Raw genomic sequence first — 20166 nt, forward strand, 5'->3', positions numbered from 1 at the left:
CTTGTTTAGTCGGTCGTATAAGGAGAGAGCATGAGGTTGCTAGCTGGAATACTGCTGCTGTTGCTCGCCCAGGTTACTCAGGCCAGCACTGAGCCGGTGATATTGAGTGTCTACGGTGATATTCAACTGGGTGAAAGCCATCATCAAAGACTCGACTTTACCTTAAGTGAATTACAAGCCCTCACTCAAGCAGAGGTCACCACCTCTCACCCTTGGAGTGCGAAGGCGCAACACTATCGCGGTATTGACCTGAATGCGTTATTCGAGCAGCTGTTTGCCCATAAACATATCACCAGCTTGAACCTAGAAGCGCTTAACGGCTATAGCGTGGTGCTGGATTGGTCGAAAATTAACGAGTTTTCTCCTATTTTGGCGTGGCAAGAGGATGGCCAATTGATGACTCGGCGTAATAAAGGGCCTTTATGGCTGATGCTGCCTTTTGATCAAATGTCTAAAGTGAAACAAGCCGAGTTCATGCATTACATGGCGTGGCAGCTAAAGGTAATAAGGGTTTACTCGGAGCCTGAATGAAACGCTTATTTGCCTCTTACCCTCGACTTGACGGCCAATATGGTCGTGTTTCTGCCATTAAATTTTTATTAGGTGGCGGTTTGCTGTTGGTGATGCTGTATTTTGGCAGTGGTGCCAGTCTGACGCTGGGTAAGATCCGCGTGCACAACACCTTGCTTGAGCAGCGCACCTATGAGGTACCTTGGTCGCTGATGCAATTACAGCTGGAGATGGGCCGCTTTTTAGATGCGGTGCGACTGCGCCATGCAGCCGCCATCAGCCAAGATGATTTTATGCTGCGCTACGATATTCTGTGGAGCAGAACCCCCATATTGCTGAGCAGTCAGATTAAAAACGGCCTTGGCGAACGCCCTGAGCTGGGGCTGCTGATCCGCCAAATTGATGCCCGCATTCACGAGTTGGAACTCACGGTTGAAGGCTTGCAGCCTCACTCTCCTGATTATCTGGTTATTTTAACGGCACTGAGCCCTTATCTTGAGCCCTTATCGCGTAATGTGAGTGCACTCATGCATGATAACGTGCGCTTTTATGCGGAGTATGACCTTGCCTATCGCCAATTAGGCAAACAGCTTTATCGGTACATAGAGGGCTTTTTTATTGCCTTGCTGTTGCTGCTGTTGCTGTTGTTTCGTGAGCTGCATCGTTACTGGCGCTTACAGCAACAAGATCCCTTGACCGGACTGCCAAACCGTTTTGCATTGCAACGCCACATCAGCACGCTGATTGAACAAGACCAGCCTTTTAGTCTTACTTTATTAGAGCTTAAAGATCTGCATAGTCACTATCAGCACTTTGGTTTTAAGGTGATAGACCAGCTGCTGCAAACGTGCTGTGAGCGGTTGCAAGGCAGCCTATTGGGCTATGAATACCTTGCTCAACCTAGCGAAGGAAAAATAATGGTGGTGGGCAAAGGTGTGGTGGAGCTGGTGGATATTCGTGCGCAACTCTCCAGATTCACGCACGTTTTGAGCGAGAAAGCGTCCGTCGATGGCTATGACTTTTACATGGAGCCCTTAATGGGCGTGGTTTTATATCCGTTTGATGCAGATAACCTCGTAGACCTACAAGCGCGGTGCGAGTTGGCCTTGGAGCTGTGCAAGCAACAGCAAAAAAATTATGTGTTCTTTGACCCCTCGTTATTAAAAGAAATATCACGTCGCCAGCAATTGGCCAAAGATTTACCGGCCGCCATCACCAGTAATAGCCTGACGCTGCAATTACAGCCGCTGATCGCTTGGCCTGCCCAGCAGTGTGTGGGCTTACAAGTCTTAACCAGCTGGCATCACCCCAGCTTTGGCGTGATAGCGCCGGTCGAGTTACAGCGCATGACCGAGCAGTATCAGTGTTCAGAACGCGTGATGCTGTGGAGTTTACACGCTATGTGCAGCCAGCTACGAGTGTGGCAGCGCCATGCTTATCATCACTTTCAACCTAACTTTCCACCTAACTCTCAGCCGCATTCTGAACCGGATTCCCAGCCGCCCTTATTTATCAGCGTCACGCTGCCTGCGCCGTTATTTCGCTTAGGCATAGAGGTGAGCTTAATGGCGGTGTTGCAGCAGTATTCCATTGCGCCCGCCAGTCTGGTGTTAGAGATCAATGAACAGGTCGTCGCCACTGATATACTGGCGGCTAACCTGATACTGGCGCGCATTAGAGCCGTGGGTATTCGTATTATGTTGACTGAGTTTGGCAGTGGCAGCGCGCCCTTAGGGCCATTGTCACAGTTACCTTTGGATTGGCTAAAGCTTAATGCCACCCAGTGCACCGGTATTGAACATCAAGGTGATGCTCGCCGCCAGCTCACTGCCTTATTGGCCATGGCCGAGGTGTTAGCAGTGCCTGTGGTGTGTTGCGGGGTAGATCATGTGAGTGAGTTGGCGGTACTGGAAAATCTAGTACTCGACAGGCCGGTGTTAGAAAAACGAGAGTTAGACAACCATAACGCCGCCTTGTTAGTACAAGGTGACGCCGTGGGTGAGCCGCTGCTAGTGACAGAGGTAGGAGAGTGGCTTAAACGTAGCGCTCAGTTAAAAATAAGCAGTTAAGCGCTCAGTTAAAGATAAACATTCCACGCCTCACGCCGAAGGCAGGCGCATAAATTGCTGCAGCGTTTCGGCCAGTAACTGAATTTTATGCACCATGCGCGAGAGCAGCGCTTGATACTCTTGTTCGCTCACGGTGACCAGTATTTCTAATTCTTCTGCCAGCTCGGCCACGTAGGGTAAAAAATGGTCGGTATGAGTAATAAACTGACTGTCTTCACGCAATACAGCGCTGAACTTGGCCTGACCTTTAGTGCGCAGCTCGGCCAGCTTTTTATCCGCATCAATCGCCATGTGATACAGCTCTTTGAGGGTGTCATTTAACTTGGTAGTAACGGCGTCGTGCATAGGGTTTCCTTTAACGGCTAAGCCGCATCAATTGATGATAAAAATCTCATGTCTGGCTAAAGCTTAAATCCGCTCTGTTTTAGCTCAGTGTTGGCTCCAGCCCTAAATCAATGGGCGTTTTATTGGCCTCGCCGCCAATTTCGCGCACCAATTTAGGCACTAAAAATCCCGGCAATTGAGCGAGCAGCTCAGCCATCAGTGCTTTGGCTTTAGTATCTTCTACCGCAAAGTGCGCGGCTCCCGCCACCTTATCTAACTGATGCAGATAATAGGGCAAGATGCCGGCGCTAAAGAGTCGCTCCGACAATTCGCATAAAGTGTCAGCGTCATCATTTACGCCGGCCAGCAGTACGCTTTGGTTGAGCAGGGTAATGCCCGCTTGGCGCCAGCTATTAAGTCGCTGGCTTAACTCATCATCTAGCTCATTGGCGTGATTGATGTGCAACACCATGACTGCTTGCAGTCGGCTGGTGCTTAGGAGCTCGCGCAACTCATCGGTGAGGCGCGCGGGTATCACCACCGGCAGCCGCGTATGAATGCGCAGGCGCTTCAGGTGCGGGATAGCGGCGAGCTCTTCGAATAAACGTGCTAGGTGGTTGTCTTTGGCCATTAATGGATCGCCACCAGAGAGGATCACTTCGTTAATCTCTGGGTGCGTGGTTATGTAGGCTAATGCGGCCTGCCAACCCGCCTGATCTGGGCTGTTTTCTGCATACGGAAAGTGGCGGCGAAAACAATAGCGGCAATTAATGGCACAACCGCCTCGCACCACTAATAACACCCGCGAGCGATATTTGTGCAAAAGACCGGGCAGGGCGCTGTCGTGCTCATCGAGTGGGTCGGTAACAAAACCTGGCACCTCAGCAAACTCCTCACCGAGGGGCAGCACTTGGCGCAATAGCGGGTCTTGGGCATCGCCTTTGACCATTTTATCGGCAAAAGGACGCGGTACGCGCATGGGAAACAGGCGCCGCGCGGCAAAGCCTGCTTGCCAAGGCGCGGCGTCTATTTTTAAGTAGCCCAACAGCTGCTCGGGAGAAGTAAAGGCCTGACCCAGTTCTTTTTGCCAGTTAATATGTAAATTTCCCTGTTTTAGGGGTATGATTGCCAGCATTTTCTGCAACTCTGTCAAACTCACGAGGGTAACATGGCCTCTTATAATACCAATGATTTTCGCGCTGGCCTAAAAATTATGTTGGACGGTGAGCCTTGCGCTATCATCGAAAACGAATTTGTTAAGCCAGGTAAAGGTCAAGCATTTAACCGCGTTAAGCTGCGTCGCCTACTTAATGGCAAGCAGCTGGAAAAGACCTTTAAGTCTGGCGACACCTATGATGCAGCCGACGTAGTCGATATGGAAATGGCGTATCTGTATAACGATGGTGAATTTTACCACTTTATGGATAACACCACCTTTGAGCAGTTGGCTGCCGATGCTAAAGCGGTAGGCGACACCAAGCTGTGGCTCAAAGAACAAGATGTATGCACACTCACACTGTGGAATGGTTCAACCATTTCAGTAACGGCGCCTAACTTCGTGGAGTTAGAAGTGGCTGAAACCGATCCAGGCCTAAAAGGTGACACTGCCGGTACCGGTGGTAAGCCTGCGACTTTGGTGACCGGTGCCGTAGTACGAGTACCGCTGTTTATTCAAATTGGCGAAGTGTTGAAAGTAGACACCCGCTCAGGCGAATACGTATCACGTGTAAAGTAAGTATCAAGCTTTGTGAACAAGAAACGGCACCCTAGTAGGGTGCCGTTTTTTATTGCGTGAGGAGTGGGGCGTAAAAGGATAAGGAGAAAAACCCCCTCACGCCTCACGCCTCACTCCTTACGTCTTACTCTTTACCGTAAACGTTGTTTTCTTGCTCACGTACGCGGATAAAGGTAGTGCGCTTGGTCAGTTCTTTTAAGCGTGCCGCTCCCACGTAAGTACAAGTGGAGCGTACGCCGCCCAAGATATCTTGAATGGTGTCTTCTACAGGGCCACGGAAAGCCAACTGCACGGTTTTACCTTCTGCGGCGCGATACTTGGCCACACCACCTGAGTGCTTGCCCATGGCGCTCGATGAGCTCATGCCATAGAAGTTCATGTAGGTTTTACCGTCGCGCTCAACCAGCTCGCCACCGCACTCTTCATGTGCGGCTAACATGCCACCTAACATTACAAAATCAGCACCACCACCAAAGGCTTTGGCTACGTCGCCAGGGCAGGTGCAACCGCCGTCACCGATGATCTGACCACCTAAACCGTGGGCTGCGTCGGCACATTCGATAATGGCAGACAGCTGCGGATAACCGACACCGGTTTTTACGCGGGTAGTGCACACCGAGCCTGGGCCTATGCCCACTTTAACGATATCGGCACCGGATAAAATTAGCTCTTCCACCATTTCACCGGTTACTACGTTACCGGCAATAATGGTGTGCTTAGGAAATTCTTTGCGCGCGCGGCTAACAAAAGAAGTGAAGTGTTCGCTGTAGCCGTTAGCCACGTCGATGCAGATAAAGTTCAGCTCATCGGACAGCGCTAACACCTGCTGCAACTTCTCAAAGTCATGGTCGGAAATACCACTGGAAACGATCACATGTTGCAATATTTCGGTCGTTTCGCCTTCAACAAAGGCCTGCCACTCGGCGACTGAGTAGTGTTTGTGAACGGCGGTCAGAATGTCATGTTTTGCCAGTGCTCGGGTCATAGCGAAAGTCGCGACCGTGTCCATGTTAGCGGCAATAATCGGCACACCAGTCCAGCTGCGACCAGAATGCTTAAACAAAAACTCGCGGTTGAGTTCTACTTGAGAACGGCTGTTAAGAGTTGAGCGCTTAGGACGGAAAAGTACATCGCTAAAGCCCAGTTTCAAGTCTTCTTCAATACGCATTGGGATATTCCCTAAAAAAGTGACAGGCACAAAAAAACCGGGAGTTTCTTAGGCCCCCGGTTTTCAGCATTCTAGGTTTCTGAAAATATTTTGCAACACTCTTGACCTAATAATCAGGAATTAAATTGCGCGTTCTGCTCAAGCAATGCAATGAAAGCCAGTAACCGTCTATGATTGAAGGTATCTGCTGTTACTTTAACCTATGTTGACGTTGTGCGGTGCAGAGCGGGTGAGGAATGCATTATGTCTAAGGCGATGTTTGAAGTGTTGGGGCTAGACCACTTGGCGTTAAGAGTCAGGCAGCCCATGAGAATGCTGGATTTTTATTGCCGAGTCTTGGGTTGTAAGTTGGAGCGCGAAGTAGCAGATTTGGGCTTGTATCAGTTACGAGCCGGTAATCATCTAATTGATTTAATTGATATTCAAGGGCCGTTAGGGCGCGACGGTGACCCTGCAGATCAATGTAGAGCGAATATGGACCATTTTTGCTTGCTGGTGTCGCCCTTTGAAGTGTCACACTTGAGTGCACATTTGAAAAAAAACGGCGTTATTCATGAAAAACCCGTGCTGCGCGTCGGCGCGCAAGGCGAGGGGTTATCGATTTATTTGTACGATCCTGAAGGCAACCAAGTGGAGCTAAAAGGCTGTCATCTGCCTGAACGAATAGTTAAATAATCACATAGCCTTTACCTGCTAATTCACACTGTCTGCCTAGCTCAGCTGTTGAGTTAGCTTGGCGCTGGGCGCTTGATGCTGCCTATGCTTATGTCTCAGCTTTCATTTCAGAGCGGGTTAGGGGTAATATCCTGTTATTTTGGACTCGCCTCATGACCTCTATCGCTTGGCCGCCGACCGCTCCGCTGGCTTTTCTGCAACAAAGAGCGCAAATTTTAGCGCGTATTCGTCTGTTTTTTGCCGACCGCCATGTGCTGGAAGTGGACACGCCCACTATGGCCAGCGCTGGTGTTACTGATGTGCACCTACATAATTTTACCACGCGTTTTGTGGGCCCAGGCCAAGCAGACGGACTGGCGTTGTACTTGCAAACCTCCCCTGAATTTCACATGAAACGCCTGCTCGCGGCGGGCTACGGCGCCATTTATCAAATTGCCAAAGCCTATCGTAACGAAGAAGCAGGTCGGCTGCATAACCCGGAATTTACCATGCTGGAATGGTACAGACCCGGCTTTGACCATCAAGCTTTAATGGATGAAATGGCCGACTTACTGCAGCTGGTGTTGGCCGTGGAAACCCCCACCAGAATCAGCTATCAGCAGGCCTTTATAGAGACCTTGGGCGTCTGCCCACTTACTGCTTCTTTAGATGAGCTACGCCTTGTAGGCACAGGCTTAGGCGCCGATGACTTGCTGGCCATAGAAAGCCACAGAGACACACTGTTACAGCTGTTATTTGCCTTTGGCGTTGAACCGCGTATCGGCCAACAGGTGCCATGTTTTGTCTATGACTTTCCTGCTAGCCAAGCAGCCTTGGCGCGGATTAATCCTCATGATTCTCGCGTGGCGGAGCGCTTTGAAGTGTACTTTAAGGGCATAGAGCTGGCTAATGGCTTTCATGAGCTGACCGATGCCGACGAGCAGCGTCGGCGCTTTGAGCTGGATAACCAAGAGCGTGCCGAGCGTGGCTTGGCCGTACGACCGATTGATGAGTACTTACTGGCGGCGCTCGCCCACGGTTTACCTCAGTGCGCCGGTGTGGCGCTGGGCATCGACCGCTTGGTCATGTTGGCGCTGGGGGTTGAATCTCTTGAGCAGGTGATTGCTTTTCCGGTAACGCGCGCCTGAGTGGTGACTTAATCGCTGTTATTAGAGGATAAAAAAGCTTGAAAACCTGTTTTCAGTTAAGCAAACAGGTTTTCAGTTAAGGTTGAAGCTTAAAACTACCTGATTACGTATGAACCTCAGCCATAATGCACCCTGTTTCGGTTTGTTCTTTGTAGCTGCCCCGTCTCTTTAATAAAGAGGACTTCGGCAGGCCAGCTCTGCTGGCTGTTACTGAGGTTTAGATTTAAACCAAAACACCAAACCGGGCCGAAGTCCTCTTCGCCGAAGAGACGGGCCCCTACAAGGTCGAAATACCAAACTGAGCCTCATATTCTTTACCGAAGAGGCGGCACCTCCCTGTAACCTATTGAATTCATTGGTGCTGAGTTCACTGAAACATGGCTGAGCTTTGCGGGTAATCAGGTAAAACTAAACCTCGCCCACTCAAGCGACACCGGCAACTCGGCGGCGCGACTTAAACTGCCATTTTCCGCCATGCTGACAAACAGTCGCAGTTGCTTGAGGGGCACTCCTTTAACGTCGGCTGCTGCAAGTGAAAACCCGCACTTAGTCGCTGGCTTTGGTCGGCGATTTCGGCGTTAAGTCGCTCGGCTTTAAGTCTGCCGCTTTTAGCATAGCGTTCATCTGTTGCTCACCCAAAAGGCGAATATCCACCTGCTGGTGCGGTATTTTAATGTCGTATTTGCGCAAGCGTGTCAGCAACAAGTTATGCAGCTCATGGGTCATCGGCATGCGATAGCTCATGTTTTCCACATACACCCGTACCTCGTAAACCAGCGCCGAGTCGGTCAGCTCTACCAAAAACACTTCTGGCGCGGGAGTCTCGAGAATGCGGCTGCACTCTTCGATGGCTTCATAAGTAATGCGCTGCACTAGGTCGATGTCCGCATCCAATCGCACCCGCACCATCAAGCGCACCCGAGTAATGGCATCCGAAAGTGACCAGTTCACAAATTGCTCGGTAATAAAGGCTTTGTTGGGCACGATAATTTCGCGTCTGTCCCAGTCGACTATGGTGGTGGCGCGGGTTTTTATTTTAGAAATAGTACCGGTCAGCTCGCGTATGGTTACGGTGTCGCCGATACGGATCGGTTTTTCAAATAAAATAATCAAGCCAGACACGAAGTTGGCAAAGATTTCCTGTAAACCAAAGCCTAAGCCTACCGAGAGTGCGGCCACCAGCCACTGGGTTTTTGACCAGTCGATACCAAGCATGCCAAAGGTGGTGAAAGCGCCAATGATCAGCACTATGTACTTAGAGATAGTGGTAATGGCAAAGCCGGTGCCGGGCGATAAATCGATGTGCTGTAATACGCTGAGCTCCATCAGGCCGGGTAAATTGCGCGCCGTGATCCACGTCAGCACAATCAAGAACAAGGCGATGACTAAGTCTTTCAGTGAAATGGGTGTCAGTGAATCTTCACCGGCCAGCGAACTGGATACCTGCCACACTTCTATGCTGTCGAGAAAGCTAAAGGCGGTATTAATTTCAGACCACAGCAGCATTAGGCTGAGCAAGAAGCCCAGCATCAGCGCGGAACGTAATAAGCCTAACGACTGGGCGCTGATGGTGTCCAAGTCTACTTCGTCCACAGCGGCGGCTTCTGCCTCTGGACTAGGGCTGCTTAAATTACCGTCTGTGGTTTCATCTTTTTCTTTACGTTGGGCCAAGATCTCCGCTCGTTTGGCTTTAGCACGATCAAAAGCCAAACGGCGGCGCTGGAGCAGCATCCAGCGGCGCACTAGGTAATAAAACATTAAGAAACCCATGCCGACTAGCACTGAGACTTCCAGCTGGCGCAGCAGGGTGTGAGCGGTAAATAAATAGCCCATTAACGCCGCTATTAAGGCCATTAACGGTGAGATGATTAATATTGCCCACAGCATGTGGTTAACCACGGTCAGATGATCTTTGCGCGGGGGCGAGACTAATAACGGCAAGTCTTCTCGGTACATGCGCCATGAGAACAGGCTAGTCAGTAAGCAGATAACGATGAAACTGAGTCGGCCTAGGGTGTCATATATCGAAAACTCTCGATAATCCCGTGCGAAGTATAAGATCAATAAGGCGGGTAATAAAGACAGCATCAGGCTCTGAAACTGCTTCCAAATGCGCCTTACTCGGTCGTGGTTCAGATTAAAATGTACGATCAATAAGCCGTTACTCAGCATCAGGTTACGGGCGCATAATAAGATAAATACCGGCAACATCAGCTGGGTTAAGGCATTGGCCAGTGCCACCACCACAGGTGGCGCCCACGGGGAGTTGATGGCATTACCGAGTAAAGATAACAGCGCCGGTATCGGCATGGCCGTGAGCAGGCTCAGCAGCAGAGTATTAAAGGTGTAGTCGTATCTATCTTGGGTCACATTGCCGATGTGTGCGCTAATGCGCTCTAAATAGGCGCGCAAGCTGCGCCGACTCATCACGCCCAAATAGATAACCAGCAGGGAGCTTAAGCCGTAAAGGGTTAAGCTGGCACCACTTTGCTGCATTAACGTCTGGGGGACGGCAGTCCACGTCGAAAGAGTCAGCAACCAGCCGAAGGTTTCCATGATGGCGCTAGGGAATTGGCTCCCAATGGGGCGCAAGTCTGGCAGCCAGAATAGGCGCTCATCGGTGAGGGCTCGAATTTCTTGCAGCTGATTATTTTGTCGGCTGTAGGCCACCTTAAGGCGGGTTTGCTCATGAATTTGATTGTCGGTGGCGCTGACTAACCGTTCCAATAAACGCTGCTGAGTGGCTAATAACTCATCCACTTGTAAGCGTTGCGTCTCGGTAATGCTTTGTGCTTTATCACTGAGCAGCAGCTCGGTGCGATAGTTATTATTTCTGAGATTATCGAGCGTCTCTTGATAGCCGTATTTATCGACGCGACTTTGCACTATGCGTGCTTCTAACTGCCCTAAGGAGTAAGGGGCGGGCAGCTCGCTGAGCCGGTTACGCAAGTTTTCGCCAAAACCTCGGCTCACCTGCAGCCATTCTAGCTGCTCTTTGAGATTGGCTTTCATGTCGGTCAGCTCGGAGGCGGCGCGCTCCACGGTTTGATATTCCAGTTGCAAGGCTTCGACGTCACGGCTTTTTTCATTTAATAACGCCGATAAGCGCTGGTTGATCGTCTGTTGTTCAAGCAGTAACTGGGCGTCGCTTGCTACTTCATCCAGTAGGCGGTCACTTTCGTCAATCGTCTCTTGGGTGATGGCGCGGCGCAATTCATTTTGCCGTTGTTGCAGAGCCTCTATTTTAGCGTCGGCATTTTGCAACTGGCGTTGCAGAATATCTAATTTGATGCGGTTGATGGTGTCTTTATTGCTGGAGGATAACTCTTCTAGTTCAAGAGCTTGAATGCGGTGTTGCAGGTGTTGCTCTCGGGCCAAGATCAGCGTGCGCATTGCGGTTTCTTTGCGGCCACGAGTGTCGGCAAATTGCAGTTTATCCAGTGACTGTTGGGTATCCCGCATTTGCTGGCGCAATTCATCGAGCAAGTCGTGCAGGCCAGTGTTGCTTAATTCTTGCAAGTTTAGCGCGTTGGTCAGCTCTTCGCGCTGGCGTCTAATGCCTAAGCGTTGAGCTTGAGTTTCCACTAACTCTTGCTGGGCGGCTTCTTCATCCAGCTCGGTAATGTAGCCAAGATCGTCGGGTTTAAGATTAGCTTGCTCTTTTTCAAGTTCTTTCAGTGCTGCCGGGTAGCCCTCCATAAAGGATTGATAGTCTTTCGCTTGTTCTTTATAGCGATCGCCTTCGCGCACCAGTTGCAGCGCCTGATTGTAGTCTTCCCGCAGTTTCTTAAGCTCAGGCTGCTCCCCTTCGGGGATCTCAGCCAGCAGGGCTTCAATGTCGGCGACCTTTTGATCAGCCAATAACGGGGCGGAAAATAATAAGGTTAGCAATACTAGGATGGGCGCAAACACGGCGGGCTCTCAATAAAAAGAAATATCAGACCGCAGCAGAGCACTGCCGCGGTCAATAGCTTTCTGGCGTAGCTAGTTTAATTATTATCTAATTCATGCTCAATGCTTGCTGAGTTAAGGGTACCAAATTCGGTGCCCATACGGGTGGGAGTGCCAGGCAATAAATGCTCAGCCAAGCTAACTTGTCCTGGGGCAAACAAGCACACCACTGTGCTGCCCAATTTAAAGCGACCCATCTCGTCCCCTTTGGCTAAGCGCGGCGCCGTGTCTGGCTTGTAATCCCAGCGCTGAATACGCTTGCCTGCCGGCGGCGTGACGGTACCTGCCCATACGGTTTCGATGCTGGCTACTATGGTTGCACCTACTAGCACCATGGCCATGGGGCCGGCGACCGTATCAAACACGCAGACTACCCGCTCGTTTCGGGCAAATAGCTCGGGCACGCGAGAGGCGGTCAGCGGATTGACCGAAAATAATTCGCCGGGCACATAAATCATGGTTTTCAATATGCCATCGAGCGGCATATGAATACGATGATAATCCTTGGGTGCCAAGTAAATGGTGGCGAAGTCGCCGCCCATAAAAGGTGCGGCCAGCGCTTTATCGCCACCGAGCAGGGTGCGAGCGCTGTAATCATGGCCTTTCGCCTGAATAATGCGGCCTTGCTGAATCGGCGCCAACTGACTAATGGCGCCATCCACGGGCATGGCCAGCACTTGCTCGTCTTCTACCACAGGGCGGGCATCGGCTTTTAGCGCACGGGTAAAAAAGTCGTTAAAGCTGGCGTAATGAGCGGGGTTTTCATGCAAGGCCTCACGCATATTGACCTGATATTGGCGGATAAAACGGGTGATCATCCACTGGGGCAGGCGGCCGCCTTCTTTGGCGGCTAACCGACCCACCAAGCGTGAGACTAAGTGCTTGGGCATTAAATATTGCAGTAAAATCTTTAAATGATCTGTCATTGATATGCTTCCGAAAGGTACTTTTTACTGTGTTAGGTGAATTGTTATTAAGCCACGTGTAGGTGGCTTGGTAATGGTGTCACTATTGTAAGTGAGCTTATAACTGTGAATAAATCACAGCGAATTAGGGTGGTGGCGCGTCGGCTTATCGGCCATGGCCGCCATAATACGGTGATAGCTTTCTAAACGTTCTGGGTGAATGCGGCCATCTGCTGTGGCTTCTTGTAACAAGCAACCCGGATCCTTGCCGTGGGTGCAGTCGCGAAAGCGACAACCACCCAGATAATCACGAAATTCGCGAAAACACCACGCCACGCGCTCTGGGGCCAAGTGCCAGAGCGAAAACTCCCGAATACCCGGCGAGTCAATTAAAGAGCCGCCCGAGGGGAAGTGATACAGCCGAGCGGTGGTGGTGGTATGTTGGCCAAGGCCCGAGTTATCGGATACCGCACCGGTAACGGCGCCCACCTCTGGCATAACCGCATTGACGATGGACGACTTACCCACGCCAGACTGGCCGACAAAAATACTAATATGGTCGTTGAACGCTTGTTTGAGTTCTTCAAGCCCTTCGCCGGTATCGCAGCTCACATACAGCACTTGATAGCCAATGTCACAATAGCGTTGCAGCAGTGTTTCGGCGTGCGCGCGCTCTTCTGTGGTTAACAAGTCCACCTTGTTCAACACTATCATGGGCGGCATATCCACATCTTCGGCAGCCACTAAATAGCGGTCTATTACATGACAGCTCAGCTCTGGCAGCACCGAAGAGACCAATACTATTTGGTCGATATTGGCCGCGACCGGCTTAACGCCGTCGTAGAAGTCTGGACGGGTGAGTACGGTTTTTCTCGGATGTATCGCCTCAACTACGCCGCTAATGCCTTGGCTGGTGTCTATGCCGGGGCGCCAGGCGACTTTATCGCCGGTGACGATAGAGCCGATAGTGCGCCTTAAGTTGCAGCGATGAATTTGCTGCTCGCCGTCTTCTATGTCGGCATGCTGGCCAAAGCGGCTGATCACCAGCCCATCTTGTTGAGGGCCCAGCTGGCTGTCGTCTATGGTATCGGCGGCATTGCGCTTGAGGCGGCGGTTGTGATTATCACTGACCCGCCGGGACTGGCCTTGGTTGAGCTTTTTTCTCTTGGTCATGATATTCCTAAATCGGTATTTATAAGCCGCTATGATACACTTTCCTGTTTCAACTTGTCCTTATTGCCACCGAGCTTTGCGAGATAATATGAGCGTACATGCAGAAAATCTGGTTTGGATCGATCTGGAAATGACCGGTCTTGAGCCGGATGAACATAAGATAATTGAGATAGCCTCCATCATTACCGATAAAGAGCTGAACATTTTAGCCGAAGGCCCAGTGCTGGCGATTTATCAAGATGAAGCCGAGCTGGCAAAAATGGATGACTGGAATGTGAATACCCACACAGGCTCTGGGCTAGTGGCACGGGTTAAAGCCAGCCAAGTGTGTGAAGGGGAAGCCGTTGCCCAAACCTTAGCGTTTTTACGCCAATGGGTGCCAGAGCAAACTTCTCCCTTGTGTGGCAATACCATAGGTCAAGATCGTCGCTTTTTGGTGCGCCATATGCCGGAGCTGGAAGCCTTCTTCCATTATCGCAGTATCGATGTGAGTACCATTAAAGAGCTGGTGCGTCGTTGGCAGCCTGAGTTGCTAGAGCAATTTACTAAGAAGGGCAGTCATCAGGCGTTGGACGACATTCGGGAATCGATAGCTGAGCTGCAGTTTTATCGTAAGACAGTCTTTAAGATCTAAGGTTAAGATATAAGAGTTAAAATCTAAGATTACGATAAAAGCTCAAGATTTAAGCAAAAAGGGCGGATTTGTCGAGTAAGTAGCCAAACGGTAGCCTAAGACTAAAAAAGGTCTTGCATTCGATCAGTCCGCTCGTATAATTCGCATCCCGTAGCCACTGGTAATTATTAACGCCACCGGTTACGAGTCGTAAGAGTAGATTTTAAGTAAGACCAGATTTTGCGGGAATAGCTTAGCAGGTAGAACAGCACCTTGCTGAAGTTGATAGAGGGTCGCCGCGACCCCTCGCAGAAGAAAAGAAAGTTTAGCGGGAATAGCTCAGCTGGTAGAGCACAACCTTGCCAAGGTTGGGGTCGCGAGTTCGAATCTCGTTTCCCGCTCCAAATTAAAAAGACATGGGCTACCAGGCCGGTGTTTTGAAAAGTTAAAGAAAGTTTTGCGGGAATAGCTCAGCTGGTAGAGCACAACCTTGCCAAGGTTGGGGTCGCGAGTTCGAATCTCGTTTCCCGCTCCAAATTAAAAAGACATGGGCTACCAGGCCGGTGTTTTGAAAGTAAACGTGTGAGTAATAAGTAAGTCTGCGGGAATAGCTCAGCTGGTAGAGCACAACCTTGCCAAGGTTGGGGTCGCGAGTTCGAATCTCGTTTCCCGCTCCAAATTAAAAAGACATGGGTTCACCAGACCGGTGTTTTGAAAGTAAACGTGTTGAGTAATAAGTAAGTCTGCGGGAATAGCTCAGCTGGTAGAGCACAACCTTGCCAAGGTTGGGGTCGCGAGTTCGAATCTCGTTTCCCGCTCCAAATATAAAAAAACCGACCTTAGGGTCGGTTTTTTTTATGGCTATTTTTCAGAAAAATCCTCTGCGCTGTTTTAGGTTAGGGCATCACTGTGCTTTCTAGCTCTGCCTTTGCGGTAGGAGCATAGCCTTCAGGGTTATCTGGATGGTGCTTTACATAATCTAACCAGGCCAAGCCCACCAGACTGACGCGCTTCGCTGCATCCACATCAATGGCGATGTCTGCTTTGTATAAGGCAAAGTCGATCAGCTCTTCGGTATTGGTGAGTGCTACTCGTAGCTGCTCATCGTTATTAATCAGCTGACCGTAATGGGCCATGTAGTCACGGAGCAAGGTGTACAGAGTACGGCGCTCTAAATGAAAAGACATCAGGCCAGTCCTCTCGTTTAAGCTCTTAATTCAGCTCTTAATTCAGCTCTTAATTCAGCTCTTAATTCAGCTCTTAATTGAAACCTTTAGCTCAAGCATAGAAGAGAAAGCCGCGTAGTTGCTCAGCCCATTTGAGCGTGGGGGGGATTATTTGAGCTCTGTAAAACGTGCATGGTTGGGCATGCCTTTGTCGACGGCGCGGATCAAACGTTCGGTCTTGCGGCCCACTTTGGCCAAGCCTGCCATTTGTTGGGCCAGTGCCCAATCAATGTGCTCCAGTACCATCTCATCGAGGTCCTCTTGTAAGCGCTTTTGCTCTAATGCCAAGATAATAGTGGGGCTTACCGGCGCATTGCCTAAGGCGACGGCGATATTGCGCAACCAACGGCGATGGCCAATGCGGCGAATGGGGCTGCCTTCGGTTTGCTTAAGAAAGTAATCCTCATTCCAGTCAAATAAAGCCAGTAATTCGGGCGCATGCAGATTATCGCGGGCGGCAAAGTCGGGCTCTTGGCTGGCTTTGGTAAACTTGTTCCAAGGGCAGATTAGCTGGCAGTCATCACAGCCATAAATGCGATTGCCCATTAGCGGGCGTAACTCTAGTGGAATGGGGCCATCTTGCTCTATGGTGAGATAAGAAATGCAGCGCCGCGCGTCCACCACATAAGGCTCGACGATAGCGCCGGTGGGGCAGGCGGTAATACAGGCCACACACTTGCCGCAGCCCTCTTCTACGGGCTGATCCACCGACTGACTCAGGGGTAAGGGCAAATTTATCAGCAATTCACCGATAAAGAAAAATGAGCCTTGCTGGCGATTAATTAATAATGAGTGCTTGCCCACCCAGCCTAAACCGGCCTTGGCCGCTAAGGGGCGCTCTAATACGGGGGCTGAATCAACGAACGGGCGCGCCACTAATTCAGACGCCGCTTGTTCGATGCGATCTGACAGCTTCTTTAAGCGTTGGCGCATCAGCTTATGATAATCACGCCCCAGCGCATAACGGCTGATATAACCAAGGGTTGGGTCACTGAGTACATGAGCGATGGCCGCTTGTTCGGGCAGATAATTCATGCGCACCGAAATTACCCGCACAGTGCCGGGCAGCAGCTCATGAGGGCGTGCGCGCATCATGCCGTGGCGGGCCATATATTCCATATCACCGTGATAACCCTTAGCCAGCCAGTCGGCCAGTTTGGGCTCATGCTCAGTTAAGTCGGTATCGGTAATGCCCACTTGGCTAAAGCCTAGCTCTGCCGCCCACAGCTTGATATCGTGCGCTAAGGTCTCAAAATCGGGAACTGAGTTAGGAGCTGTCATGGATATTATCGGTCTGGAAAAGTCTCACAGTCTAACACAATCCTTATGGCGTTCGGAGCAGATCCGACATCTCGAGCGGCAAGCGGCGACGGCGGCCGGTATCCGCTTATTTGAGTTGATGGAGCGGGCCGGTCAAGCGGTGTTCAACCAAGCCTGCTTAAGCTGGCCGAACGCGGGCTGCTGGTGGATATTTACCGGTGGCGGTAATAATGCCGGTGATGGTTATATAGTGGCGCGATTAGCCCAAACGGCCAGCATTTCAGTGCGGGTAATACAGGTGGGTGATGCGGCGCGCTTAACCGGTGGTGCGGCCCGTGCCCGTGATGAGTATGTGGCCGAGGGTGGGCTTATCGACGCCTTGGCCAACCTTGAGAGCCAAGCGTCAGAGCCCCCACCGGATTTAATTATTGATGCCTTATTGGGCACCGGCTTAATTGGGCCCGTGCGCGAGGATTTTGAGCACGCTATTCACCATATTAATAACCACCGAGCACCCGTGGTCGCCATCGATGTGCCCTCGGGTTTATGTGCCGATACCGGCCAAATACTCACGATAGCCGTGGCGGCTGAACAAACGGTATGCATGATTGGCTTGAAGTTTGGCTTACTCACCGGCCGTGGCCCAGATGTAGTGGGCCGCTTATTGCTGGCAAACTTAGGTGTGGAGTTAGACGCACCGCTAGGCACGCCGTTATTGGAGACTGCGGCATTACCTTCTCTGGCATTGCCTCTTGCTGCATTAAAGGAAACGCCAGTGGCCAGCCTGATGCATTGGTCGGACTTACGCCAAGGTTTACCGCAGCGTCGGCGCGGCGCCCATAAAGGGGAAGCGGGGCGAGTATTAGTGATTGGCGGTAATCTTGGCATGAGTGGCGCTATTCGTCTTGCGGGCGAGGCGGCACTGCGCACGGGCGCAGGCTTGGTGCGTTTACTCAGCCATCCAGATCATCAGGCTAGCTTGAATCTTACGCGGCCGGAATTAATGACCGCCAGTTTTCCAAATTTTCACGACTGGGACTGGGCATCCACCTTAGTGTTAGGCCCAGGCCTTGGGCGCAATGATTGGGCGCAGGCGCTGTTTTCTGAAGTCTTGCTTGTAGCATCGGATCAGCCAATGGTGATTGATGCGGACGGGCTGTGGTTTTTAGCTAAAGAGCGGCTCGCTAACCATCCACGGTTAGCGGCGGCGTCCCGATCTAGGGTATTGACGCCTCATTCGGGAGAGGCGGCGTTATTACTGGGCTGCACCGTCGCCGAGGTTGAAGCGGATAGACTGGCGGCAGTGCGTGCTATACAGCAGCAATATGGCGGTGTGGTGGTACTAAAAGGTGCAGGTAGCCTGATTGCTGATGAGTGCCATGTTAGATTATGTCATTATGGTAATTGCGGCATGGCCTCCGGTGGGATGGGCGATGTGTTATCTGGTATCATAGGCGCACTTATGGCTCAAGGTTTAACGCCGTTTAATGCGGCCTCATTGGCTGTTTGCGTGCACGCGTTAGCCGGTGATATGGCGGCTACTCAAGGCAAGCTTGGCATGCTGGCAGCAGATTTATTCTTACCACTCAGAAGCCTGATTAATCAAGATGATAAATATGACGACACAGACCCTACAACTGGCTCTTGCAGATGAAGAGCAAACGCTGGCGCTTGGTACCAAACTGGCCCAGTCTTTCAGTGCTGCCACGATTATTTTTTTGCACGGCGATCTGGGTGCCGGTAAAACCACGCTCAGTCGCGGCGTGATCCAAGCGCTGGGGCATGTCGGCAAGGTAAAAAGTCCTACCTATACTCTCGTTGAGCCCTATCAAGTCGCGGGCTGGCAGGTGTATCACTTTGATTTATATCGTCTCGCCGATCCAGAAGAGCTGGAATATATGGGCATTCGCGATTATTTTACGCCCGACAGCCTGTGTTTAGTGGAGTGGCCAGAGCGCGGCCATGGCTTATTGCCGAACGCCGATCTTGAGATCACCTTGCGTTATGAGGGGCTCGCGCGCGTGGCGTTATTGTCGGCTAATACTCAGGTAGGGAACGCGTTATTGGAGAAACTATCAACATGAGAGCGATACTGGTATTACTCTGTTTTTGGTTCAGTGTTTCAGCATGGGCGAATCAGTTAGAAAGCATTCGAGTCTGGCCCTCGCCAGATAATACGCGCCTAGTGCTGGACATGAGTTCGGCTCCGTCATATGAGTACTTTACGTTGCAAAACCCCCACCGTTTGGTGGTGGATCTTAAAAATACCCAGAGCCGCGTGCGGTTTAATTCGATTACCAATAAAAGTACCTTGGTTACCAAAATTCGCGACAGCAAGCCAGAAGTGGCCAACAGTTATCGGTTGGTGTTTGAGCTTAAGAGTAGCGTGCGCCCGGTGTTGTTTCCTTTAACGCCGGCGGGGGATTACGGCCACCGTTTGGTTATTGATATGCCGTACACGGATGGCGCGCGCGCGCAGCAAGCATTACCGCATCAAGTGGCACCACCCCAGCAAGCAGTACGTAACACGGCACCTGCTGGACGAAAAGAAGTGGTGATCGCCATTGATGCGGGCCACGGTGGTGAAGATCCGGGCGCCATAGGGCCGAAGAAAAATCGTGAAAAGCACATTACCTTGGCCATTTCTCGCCGCTTGGCGGATTTGATTAATAGAGAGCCCGGCATGCGGGCCGTGATGACCCGCACCGGTGATTACTTTGTGAACCTTAACCAAAGATCCGAGATTGCCCGCAAAGGCCGAGCCGACTTATTGCTGTCTATTCATGCGGACAGCGTGGCGAACAGTGGCCCGCGCGGCGCATCCGTGTGGGTGTTGTCGTCTAATCGGGCCAACCGAGAAATGGCCGGTTGGTTAGAAAAACAAGAGCGCCAGTCTGAATTACTGGGCGGCGTGGGTGAGGTGATTTCACAAACAGATGGTAATCCATACTTAACACGTACCTTCCTCGATTTATCGATGGATAAGTCTCGCGCCGACAGTTACGCCATCAGTGAGCATATTTTAAGTGCCATGGGCAAGGTGGTGCGTCTGCACAAAGCGAAGCCTGAACATGCCAGCTTGGCGGTATTAAAATCCCCTGATATTCCTTCGTTGTTGATTGAGGCGGGCTTTATTTCTAACCCCGAAGAAGAGCGGCTGTTGTTAACCGCCGATCACCAGCAAAAGGTGGCACAGGCGGTCTTTAATGGCGTTAAATCCTATTATCGACAAAACCCGCCTAGCGGCACCATGATGGCCAGCCAGTCTCAATCCCAAGGCCGAGCACAGAAGCATACTGTGCGCAGCGGTGAAAGCTTATCGCTGATTGCCCAACGCTATGGGGTGAGCATGAGCCGCTTAAAAGGTCATAACAGCTTACGGACTGATGTAGTACGAGTCGGGCAAGTATTGGATATTCCTGGGAGCTGA

At 51.1% G+C, this 20166-nt stretch carries 17 protein-coding genes and 4 tRNA genes; 13 read left to right on the forward strand and 8 right to left on the reverse strand.

From position 1 onward, the window contains the following. The first annotated feature begins 30 nt into the window (after window positions 1–30). Together R0134_RS03185 and R0134_RS03190 are read left to right on the forward strand one after the other, a co-directional pair. Complete coding sequence (locus R0134_RS03185) at window positions 31–531, forward strand: molybdopterin-binding protein (RefSeq protein ID WP_319783439.1); 501 nt, start codon at window positions 31–33, stop codon at window positions 529–531. Further along, entirely contained in the window at window positions 528–2579 is a 2052-nt protein-coding gene (locus tag R0134_RS03190; protein WP_319783440.1) for an EAL domain-containing protein, read from the forward strand. The genes R0134_RS03185 and R0134_RS03190 overlap by 4 nt, the downstream gene beginning before the upstream one ends. Before the next feature lie 30 nt (window positions 2580–2609). Here the strand turns inward: R0134_RS03190 and R0134_RS03195 are convergent, their stop codons facing one another. Together R0134_RS03195 and epmB are read right to left on the reverse strand one after the other, a co-directional pair. Beyond that, window positions 2610–2924: a hypothetical protein gene (locus R0134_RS03195; protein WP_319783441.1), complete on the reverse strand. Its 315-nt coding sequence runs from the start codon at window positions 2922–2924 to the stop codon at window positions 2610–2612. Window positions 2925–3003: 79 nt separating this feature from the next. Continuing rightward, window positions 3004–4038, reverse strand: a complete 1035-nt coding sequence (gene epmB, locus R0134_RS03200) for an EF-P beta-lysylation protein EpmB (RefSeq protein ID WP_319783442.1) — start codon at window positions 4036–4038, stop codon at window positions 3004–3006. A 33-nt stretch (window positions 4039–4071) separates the two neighbouring features. On the opposite strand from epmB, the gene efp reads away from it, so the two are divergent. After that, window positions 4072–4638: an elongation factor P gene (gene efp, locus R0134_RS03205; protein WP_319783443.1), complete on the forward strand. Its 567-nt coding sequence runs from the start codon at window positions 4072–4074 to the stop codon at window positions 4636–4638. 124 nt (window positions 4639–4762) lie between these two features. Here the strand turns inward: efp and R0134_RS03210 are convergent, their stop codons facing one another. Next, on the reverse strand, window positions 4763–5806 hold the full coding sequence (locus R0134_RS03210; RefSeq protein WP_319783444.1) for a GMP reductase: 1044 nt from the start codon (window positions 5804–5806) through the stop codon (window positions 4763–4765). Between the two features lie 243 nt (window positions 5807–6049). Here R0134_RS03210 and R0134_RS03215 point away from each other — a divergent pair, with 243 nt between their 5' ends. Together R0134_RS03215 and epmA are read left to right on the forward strand one after the other, a co-directional pair. Continuing rightward, window positions 6050–6481, forward strand: coding sequence for a VOC family protein (locus R0134_RS03215; RefSeq protein ID WP_319783445.1), 432 nt, complete (start codon window positions 6050–6052; stop codon window positions 6479–6481). A 152-nt stretch (window positions 6482–6633) separates the two neighbouring features. After that, window positions 6634–7608, forward strand: coding sequence for an elongation factor P--(R)-beta-lysine ligase (epmA, locus tag R0134_RS03220; RefSeq protein ID WP_319783446.1), 975 nt, complete (start codon window positions 6634–6636; stop codon window positions 7606–7608). 546 nt (window positions 7609–8154) lie between these two features. Here epmA and mscM read toward each other — a convergent pair. The 3 genes from mscM to rsgA form a co-directional block, all read right to left on the reverse strand. Then, window positions 8155–11520 carry a miniconductance mechanosensitive channel MscM gene (gene mscM, locus R0134_RS03225; RefSeq protein WP_319783447.1) on the reverse strand — a complete coding sequence of 1122 codons (3366 nt, stop codon included), beginning with the start codon at window positions 11518–11520 and terminating at the stop codon, window positions 8155–8157. A 77-nt stretch (window positions 11521–11597) separates the two neighbouring features. Then, window positions 11598–12485 carry an archaetidylserine decarboxylase gene (gene asd / locus R0134_RS03230; protein WP_319783448.1) on the reverse strand — a complete coding sequence of 296 codons (888 nt, stop codon included), beginning with the start codon at window positions 12483–12485 and terminating at the stop codon, window positions 11598–11600. Window positions 12486–12599: 114 nt separating this feature from the next. Next, a complete protein-coding gene (gene rsgA / locus R0134_RS03235; protein WP_319783449.1) occupies window positions 12600–13637 on the reverse strand; it encodes a small ribosomal subunit biogenesis GTPase RsgA in 1038 nt (345 codons plus the stop codon). Window positions 13638–13725: 88 nt separating this feature from the next. Between rsgA and orn the strand changes: the two genes are divergently transcribed. The 5 genes from orn (at window position 13726) to R0134_RS03260 (ending at window position 15071) form a co-directional block, all read left to right on the forward strand. Further along, on the forward strand, window positions 13726–14271 hold the full coding sequence (gene orn, locus R0134_RS03240; protein ID WP_319783450.1) for an oligoribonuclease: 546 nt from the start codon (window positions 13726–13728) through the stop codon (window positions 14269–14271). Window positions 14272–14578: 307 nt separating this feature from the next. Beyond that, a tRNA-Gly gene (locus R0134_RS03245) sits at window positions 14579–14654 on the forward strand. Window positions 14655–14709: 55 nt separating this feature from the next. Then, a tRNA-Gly gene (locus tag R0134_RS03250) sits at window positions 14710–14785 on the forward strand. Window positions 14786–14851: 66 nt separating this feature from the next. Further along, a tRNA-Gly gene (locus R0134_RS03255) sits at window positions 14852–14927 on the forward strand. A 68-nt stretch (window positions 14928–14995) separates the two neighbouring features. Further along, window positions 14996–15071: transfer RNA gene (locus tag R0134_RS03260), tRNA-Gly, on the forward strand. A 75-nt stretch (window positions 15072–15146) separates the two neighbouring features. Here R0134_RS03260 and R0134_RS03265 read toward each other — a convergent pair. Both R0134_RS03265 and queG read right to left on the reverse strand, forming a co-directional pair. Next, window positions 15147–15437: a hypothetical protein gene (locus tag R0134_RS03265; protein ID WP_319783451.1), complete on the reverse strand. Its 291-nt coding sequence runs from the start codon at window positions 15435–15437 to the stop codon at window positions 15147–15149. 147 nt (window positions 15438–15584) lie between these two features. After that, complete coding sequence (gene queG / locus R0134_RS03270) at window positions 15585–16757, reverse strand: tRNA epoxyqueuosine(34) reductase QueG (protein WP_319783452.1); 1173 nt, start codon at window positions 16755–16757, stop codon at window positions 15585–15587. Between queG and R0134_RS03275 the strand changes: the two genes are divergently transcribed. Genes R0134_RS03275 through R0134_RS03285 form a run of 3 tightly spaced genes read left to right on the forward strand, consistent with a single transcriptional unit; the run spans window position 16756 to window position 20166 of the window. After that, on the forward strand, window positions 16756–18390 hold the full coding sequence (locus R0134_RS03275) for an NAD(P)H-hydrate dehydratase (RefSeq protein WP_319783453.1): 1635 nt from the start codon (window positions 16756–16758) through the stop codon (window positions 18388–18390). The genes queG and R0134_RS03275 overlap by 2 nt on opposite strands. Then, window positions 18353–18820 carry a tRNA (adenosine(37)-N6)-threonylcarbamoyltransferase complex ATPase subunit type 1 TsaE gene (gene tsaE / locus R0134_RS03280; protein WP_319783454.1) on the forward strand — a complete coding sequence of 156 codons (468 nt, stop codon included), beginning with the start codon at window positions 18353–18355 and terminating at the stop codon, window positions 18818–18820. The genes R0134_RS03275 and tsaE overlap by 38 nt, the downstream gene beginning before the upstream one ends. After that, window positions 18817–20166: an N-acetylmuramoyl-L-alanine amidase gene (locus R0134_RS03285; protein WP_319783455.1), complete on the forward strand. Its 1350-nt coding sequence runs from the start codon at window positions 18817–18819 to the stop codon at window positions 20164–20166. The genes tsaE and R0134_RS03285 overlap by 4 nt, the downstream gene beginning before the upstream one ends.

It is taken from the genome of Oceanisphaera sp. IT1-181 (assembly GCF_033807535.1).
Classification (GTDB): Bacteria; Pseudomonadota; Gammaproteobacteria; order Enterobacterales; family Aeromonadaceae; genus Oceanimonas.